The organism is Acinetobacter geminorum (assembly GCF_013009345.1).
Classification (GTDB): Bacteria; Pseudomonadota; Gammaproteobacteria; order Pseudomonadales; family Moraxellaceae; genus Acinetobacter; species Acinetobacter geminorum.
In genome coordinates, this window is record NZ_JABELE010000045.1 from 1 (window position 1) to 1,492 (window position 1,492).

A 1,492-nucleotide genomic window follows, 5' to 3' on the forward strand; every position below is an offset into this window, starting at 1 on the left:
AGGTGTCCCTCTCCCGTCCTGAACTGCACCCCATAAGTTAGACTTTTTAAACTTATGAGGTGTGCCCTATGCCAGTTCCAAAGCATTCAAAAGAGTTAAAATTAAAAGTCATTCAAGCTTATTTAGATGGAAGTAAAGGATATAAAATACTTTCACAAGAATTTAATGTAGATCTTCAAACAGTCCGGCTATGGATTGAAAATTATAAGGCACAAGGTGAAGATGGCTTAAATATTAAAACTAAAAAAACCTACTACTCTTCCGAATTTAAAATCATGGCTGTACAAATGCTTCTTGATAAGGTACCTGTAAGAGAAGTTAGAAGACGGTTAAATCTGAGCGGGACGTCAATTTTAAGAAGGTGGCTAGCTCAGTATCATAAAGAAGGGATTGCTGGGTTTAGTACCACGAGGATTTATAACAATATGGTTAAACAAGATAAAACTAAAATAGCCAAGCCTGTAAAAGATGATAAAGATAAATCTCAGCAGGAGCTCATTGATGAAGTGACTGCTTTACGTGCAGAGGTTGCCTTTTTAAAAAAGCTAAAAGCCTTAAAACTGAAGCAACGTACTTAAATTCAATTTCTACTGCGGATAGTGTTCAAGTTATTTCGGAATTAAGGCAAACTTATCCATTAAAGCTACTACTTAATATTGCCAAGATCGCTCGTAGTACTTATTTCTATCACATGAAAGCTTTACGTGCTGATGATAAATATACTGAGCTCAAACAGCAGATTAAGTCTATATATCATACACATAAAGGATGTTACGGCTATCGTAGAATTACTCTTGCCCTGAAACGTATAGGAATAATGATTAACCACAAGTGTGTATATCGCCTTATGAAAACGATGGGGCTCAAATCACGTATCAGAGCATTGAAATATCGTTCATATAAAAGTGGCTGTGTAGGAACAATAGCTGATAACGTTTTACAACGACAATTTAAAGCAAATCGCCCAAATCAAAAATGGGCAACTGACGTAACGGAATTTAATTTAAAAGGTGAAAAACTTTATCTATCTCCAATTATAGATTTATTTAATGGGGAAATTATTACCTTCCGAATCCAACGTAAACTCAATTATGAGTTAGTGAAAGATATGCTCATTCATGCTTTGGCTAAACTCAAGCGACATGAAAAACCAATACTTCACTCAGATCAAGGTTGGCAATATCAAATGGCTCATTACCAACAGCAATTAAAGCAACATGGTTTAATTCAAAGTATGTCTCGTAAGGGAGATTGTTTGGATAATGCTGTAATAGAAAGCTTCTTTGGTATATTAAAATCCGAGTGCTTTCATGGTGAAAAATTTCAATCAATTGATGAATTAGAGAATACTATACGAGAGTACATTCATTATTATAATCATGAGAGAATCAAAGTGAAGCTACAAGGATTATCCCCTGTACAATATAGAAATCAGTTTATAAAAACTGCTTAATTAACTGTCCAACTTTATGGGGTCAGATCACCCTACCGC

General features: G+C 34.7%; 2 protein-coding genes. Both read left to right on the forward strand.

The window, feature by feature from the left end; genetic code table 11:
- Positions 1–68 precede the first annotated feature (68 nt).
- Complete coding sequence (locus tag HJG58_RS18575) at positions 69–578, forward strand: helix-turn-helix domain-containing protein (protein WP_170249799.1); 510 nt, start codon at positions 69–71, stop codon at positions 576–578.
- 32 nt (positions 579–610) lie between these two features.
- Positions 611–1,453 carry an IS3 family transposase gene (locus HJG58_RS18580; protein WP_309171171.1) on the forward strand — a complete coding sequence of 281 codons (843 nt, stop codon included), beginning with the start codon at positions 611–613 and terminating at the stop codon, positions 1,451–1,453.
- The last annotated feature ends 39 nt before the right edge of the window (positions 1,454–1,492 follow it).